Source organism: Microbacterium sp. UBA3394 (assembly GCF_002358725.1).
Taxonomy (GTDB): domain Bacteria; phylum Actinomycetota; class Actinomycetes; order Actinomycetales; family Microbacteriaceae; genus Microbacterium; species Microbacterium luteum.
This window is the reverse complement of the sequence record NZ_DEPK01000036.1, coordinates 1-4,576: the sequence shown is the minus strand read 5'-3', so window position 1 is coordinate 4,576 and position 4,576 is coordinate 1. Positions and strand designations below refer to the sequence as shown.

7 protein-coding genes are annotated in these 4,576 nt (G+C 72.1%); 3 read left to right on the top strand and 4 right to left on the bottom strand.

The features are described from left to right. A partial coding sequence (locus B4E30_RS02090) for a formate dehydrogenase accessory sulfurtransferase FdhD (RefSeq protein WP_286793275.1) occupies positions 1-651 on the bottom strand: 651 nt, incomplete at its 3' end. A 99-nt stretch (positions 652-750) separates the two neighbouring features. Here B4E30_RS02090 and B4E30_RS02085 point away from each other — a divergent pair. From B4E30_RS02085 to moaA, 3 genes are read left to right on the top strand one after another with little or no spacing between them, the layout of a single operon-like run. Further along, the gene (locus B4E30_RS02085; protein WP_194384749.1) at positions 751-1,230 is read left to right on the top strand and encodes a MogA/MoaB family molybdenum cofactor biosynthesis protein; all 480 of its coding nucleotides are present in this window, start codon (positions 751-753) and stop codon (positions 1,228-1,230) included. Further along, entirely contained in the window at positions 1,230-1,658 is a 429-nt protein-coding gene (locus tag B4E30_RS02080) for a molybdenum cofactor biosynthesis protein MoaE (protein ID WP_194384750.1), read from the top strand. Before B4E30_RS02085 ends, B4E30_RS02080 begins: the two co-directional genes overlap by 1 nt. After that, a complete protein-coding gene (gene moaA, locus B4E30_RS02075; protein WP_390178697.1) occupies positions 1,652-2,662 on the top strand; it encodes a GTP 3',8-cyclase MoaA in 1,011 nt (336 codons plus the stop codon). The genes B4E30_RS02080 and moaA overlap by 7 nt, the downstream gene beginning before the upstream one ends. A gap of 5 nt (positions 2,663-2,667) precedes the next feature. On the opposite strand, the gene B4E30_RS02070 is transcribed toward moaA, so the two are convergent. The 3 genes from B4E30_RS02070 to B4E30_RS02060 all read right to left on the bottom strand — a co-directional run. Further along, on the bottom strand, positions 2,668-3,612 hold the full coding sequence (locus tag B4E30_RS02070) for an alpha/beta fold hydrolase (protein ID WP_194384751.1): 945 nt from the start codon (positions 3,610-3,612) through the stop codon (positions 2,668-2,670). Continuing rightward, on the bottom strand, positions 3,605-3,862 hold the full coding sequence (locus tag B4E30_RS02065) for a MoaD/ThiS family protein (RefSeq protein ID WP_194384752.1): 258 nt from the start codon (positions 3,860-3,862) through the stop codon (positions 3,605-3,607). The genes B4E30_RS02070 and B4E30_RS02065 overlap by 8 nt, the downstream gene beginning before the upstream one ends. Then, positions 3,859-4,576, bottom strand: a 718-nt coding sequence (locus B4E30_RS02060) for a DUF6457 domain-containing protein (RefSeq protein WP_286793274.1), incomplete at its 5' end; no start/stop codon positions are given. The genes B4E30_RS02060 and B4E30_RS02065, both read right to left, overlap by 4 nt.

Here is a 4,576-nt window from a genome sequence, read left to right as displayed (position 1 = left end):
CACGTGCTGTGCCAGGGGGAGTCTGCCCTCGCGGAGCGCCCACCCGATCACCTTGTCGACGGCGTTGTGCCTGCCGACGTCTTCGCGCACGCACACCGCGGTGCCGTCCGGTGCGAACAGGCCGGCGGCGTGCACGCCCCCGGTGGCGTCGAAGACCTGCTGCGCCTCGCGCAGCGTATCGGGCAGCTGGGCGACGACCGCCGCATCGACGAGCGGTTCCGCCGCCTCGAGGGGGAGCCGCGCGGTCTTGGCCACCGCCTCGATCGACTCGGTGCCGCAGATGCCGCACGCACTGGTGGTGGTGCTGTGTCGTGCGGCGGCGTCGGAGGGCGGCACCGCGCCGGCGCCGAGGTGGGCGTCGATAACGTTGTAGGTCTGTGCGCCCTCGGCGTCGCGCCCCGCGCAGTACCGCAGCGATCTCAGCTGCTCGGGCGCCGTGAGCACGCCCTCGCCGACGAGGAACCCGGCGACGAGGTCGAAGTCGTCGCCCGGCGTGCGCATGGTCACGGCCCAGGATGATCCGTCGATGCGGATCTCCAGCGGCTCCTCGGCGGCCAGAACGTCTTCGCGGCGCGAGACGGCGTGGACGCCCTCGCCGTCGGCATCGATTCGCACGCGGACGACGCGGCGACGGGCGGTGGAACGAGCCATTCCCACACGATATCCCGGCTCGCGAAAGACGGATCGGCGGCCTCGAAACGATCCGCCGTAACGGCGCCGCGAACCGATCTCGGCACCTATCGTGGAGGGATGACATCTCTTCGCGCCGCCGTCGTGACCGTCTCGGACCGGTCGCACCGCGGCGTGCGCGAGGACTCCGCCGGCCCGGTCGCGGTGGCGGCGCTGCGCGAGGCGGGTTTCGCGTGCGACGACGCGTCGATCATCCCCGATGGCGTCGACGCGGTCGAGAAGGAGCTTCGCGCGCTCATCGGGGACGGAGCGCGGGTGATCGTCACGTGCGGGGGCACGGGCGTCTCGCCGCGCGACCTCACGCCGGAGGGCACCGCGCGCGTTCTCGATCGTGAGGTTCCCGGCGTGGCGGAGCGCCTGCGGGCCGACGGCGCCGCGGACACCCCGCTGTCGGCGCTCTCCCGCGGGCGGGCCGGCGTCGCCGCGACGACGTTCATCGTGAACCTCCCCGGCTCGCCGAAGGCGGTCGCTTCCGGAATGCCCTTCCTCGTGCGGATCGCCTCGCACGTCGTGTCACAGCTCGAGGGGGGAGACCACTGATGGATGCCGGAGTCGTCATCGCCGAGATCAGCGACACGCCCATCGACGTCGCCGCCCACATCCACGCCGCGACCGATCCGGCGGTCGGCGCGCTCACCACGTTCATCGGCACCGTGCGCGACCACGACCCGGAGGCGGCCGGCAGCGTCGAGGCGCTCGAGTACTCCGCGCATCCCGACGCTCCGCGCATCCTGCGGGAGCTGGCGCAGAAGGCGGCCGGCGAGCACGCGCTGATCGCCGTGACCCACCGGGTCGGGCGCCTCGCGGTCGGGGATGTCGCCGTCGTGGTGGTGGCCGCATCCGCCCATCGCGCCGAAGCGTTCGCCGCCAGCCGCGAGCTCATCGAGGCCATCAAGTCCGACCTGCCGGTGTGGAAGAAGCAGCAGCAGAGCGACGGGGCATCCGCCTGGGTGGGGATCGGATCGTGACGGGCTCGCGTGGAACCCTCGTCGATCGCTTCGGCCGCGTGCACCGCGATCTGCGCATCTCGCTCACCGACCGCTGTTCGCTGCGCTGCACCTACTGCATGCCCGCAGACGGCGTGGAGTGGCTCGCGAAGGACAACATCCTCACCACCGACGAGCTCGCCCGGGTCGCCGCCGTGGCGGCCAGTCTCGGCATCACCGAGGTGCGCCTCACCGGCGGGGAGCCGCTCCTGCGCAGGGACGTCGTCGACGTCGTCGCCCGGATGGCGGCCATCGAGGGGCCGGAGGGTCCTCTCGAGGTGTCCATGACGACGAACGCGCTCGCCCTGCCGAAGCTCGCCGGGCCGCTCCGCGACGCCGGACTCGCTCGCGTGAACATCTCGATCGACACGCTGCGCCGCGATCGCTTCGCCGAGCTCACGCGGCGCGATCGGCTCGACGACACCCTCGCCGGCATCGACGCGGCACGCGCCGTGGGGTTCGCGCCGCTGAAGTTCAACGCCGTTGCCATGCGAGGCGTCAACGAAGACGAGCTCGTCGACCTCGTGCGCTTCGCGGTCGACCACGAGGCGGAGATGCGCTTCATCGAGCAGATGCCGCTGGATGCCGGCCACATCTGGTCCCGCGTGGAGATGGTGCGGGGCGAGGAGATCCTCGAGACGCTGCGCCAGGCGTTCACCCTCGAGCCGGTCGGCGAGCGCGGGGCGTCGCCGGCGGAGGTGTTCCACGTCGACGGCGGGCCGGCGACGGTGGGCGTCATCGCGTCGGTGACGGCACCGTTCTGCGGTGCGTGCGATCGCGTGCGGCTGACCGCCGACGGCCAGATCCGCAACTGCCTGTTCGCGCGCGAGGAGTCGGACCTGCTCCCGCTGCTGCGGGGGGATGCCGACGACGACGACATCGCCGACGTCCTGCGGCGCTCGATCGCGGGGAAGCTTCCGGGTCACGGCATCGACGAGCCCGGCTTCCTGCAGCCGCAGCGGCCGATGAGCGCCATCGGCGGCTGATCCGGTCAGCCGGCTTCTCCCGCCGCGAGCGCGGCCCGGATGCGAGAGGTCTTCGCCCGCGCGAGCGCGCGATCATCCCCGCGAACGATCGCGACCATCTCCCTGGCTCGCGCCATCACGGCATGAGCGCGCAACCGCACGGTCCAGCGCGAGCGGTCGGTGCGTGGGGACGGCGAGGAGACTCCGGCGAACGAGATGATCCGGTCGGCGACGGAGGTCGCGTGCTGGTGCATCACCGAGTGCGCGGCGCCGGCGACCTCGACCACCTCCGCGTCGCGTGCACGATCGCGCAGCATGGTCGTCCATGCCGCGGGGGAGACGCGATCTCGCGTGCCGCGGACGATGAGGACGGGTGCTGCGGCCTCGCCGATGCGGTCCTCCATCCGATAGGCGAGCATCCGGGGCATCGTGCGGAAGAACGACCGGAGCCCCGTGAAGGCATAGGAGATGGCCCCGAGAAGTGCGACACCGGGTGGTTCGTGCATGCTGGACCGGACGAAGTCGATCGCGACCAAGACGAATCGTCGCTGCCAGGGCGCGACGACGGGGCTGATCAGCACCACGCCGCGCAGGTTCGCGCCTCTGCACGCCGCCGACGTCACCACCTGACTCCCCATCGAGTGACCGATCAGCACCACATCGCGCAGTCCGCGCACCTCCATGGCGCGGATCACGATGTCGGCGTACTCGTCGATGTCGAGCGGATCGTCGTGGAGTCGGATGCCGGCGAAGCCCGGCAGGTCCAGGGCGTGCACTCTGCCGTGCGGGAGCAGCCGCGGGGCGAGCCGTTCGAAGATGCCGACGCCCATGCCGATGCCGGGCACGAGCACGAAACGGAGATCGCCGACGCCGCCGACATGCGTCACGCGCGTGTAGGTGCCGGCGTCGTGGATGCGCTCGACGCCGACCCGCGGATGACTCGCCAGCTGATCGGACGGCGGGTCACCCACCCGCGAACGGGGGCAGCACGTCCACCGTCGACGCCTCGTCGAGGGGGGTGGCGTCGTCGGCGCGGACGCCGTCGACGAGCAGCGCGCAGCGAGGCAGCACCGCGCTGAGGGCCGGATGAGCGCTCGTGAGGGCGACGCGGAGCGCGGCGATGTCCGGTGCCGCATATGTTCCGGATGCCGCGCCGGCCGCTTCCTCCGCAGCGGCGAAGAACCTGACGGCGACGGTCGGCGGTGCGCTGACCGTGCTCACTTCGCACCCTTCCAGCCGTCGGCGAGCTTCGAGACCTCGTCGATGACCTCGGAGATCTTCGCCGGTCCGCCGCCATCGCGAGCCGCGACGAAACCCGCCACGAACGCCGCGAGGGGCGCTGCGGGCCTCGCGACGGCGTGAGCGGCGTCGCGAGCGAGGTCGAGGATGTCGCCGGTCGGCACGGCTTCGACGGACAGGTCGAAGCGCTCGCGCATCGTCACGACCCACGCGTCGAGGTCTTCCGGGCTCAGGTGCGTCGGTGAGTCGGCCATGTCATCCTCCGATATCCGGGCGACGGACGCCCTGCCTCCAGCTTCGTCCAGATCGGCTCGCGTGTCCACGTCGGCGAGGTGATCCTCGGCCATCACCGGATGCGCGCATTCCAGCGTGTGCATGAGCTCACGCACCGCAGCGCCTTCGAGACCGCCGGAGTCGTGCACGGCCTTCCGCAGCGCGGCGGTGCGGTAGCGGGCCGTGAGCCACTGTTTCCGCCCCGCGTCGTCCACCGGCACGACCGCGTCGGTGCCCGGCGGCACCGCGCCCAGCGCGGCGAGCGCATCCGTCGGCCTGCGCAGATCGCATGCGAGCACGAGCACATCATTGGCTGTCACAGCGCCGATCGCGGCGCCGATCCCGGCGGCCGGTCCGGCGAACGGCGGGTCCTCCCGGCACCACAGCACGCCCGCTCCCGCCCGCAGCGGGCGTCGCGGGCCG

Excerpts from the sequence above, each read along its gene's own strand:
- B4E30_RS02085 (WP_194384749.1), top strand. The coding sequence starts at position 751 with ATGACATCTCTTCGCGCCGCCGTCGTGACCGTCTCGGACCGGTCGCAC.
- B4E30_RS02080 (WP_194384750.1), top strand. The coding sequence starts at position 1,230 with ATGGATGCCGGAGTCGTCATCGCCGAGATCAGCGACACGCCCATCGAC.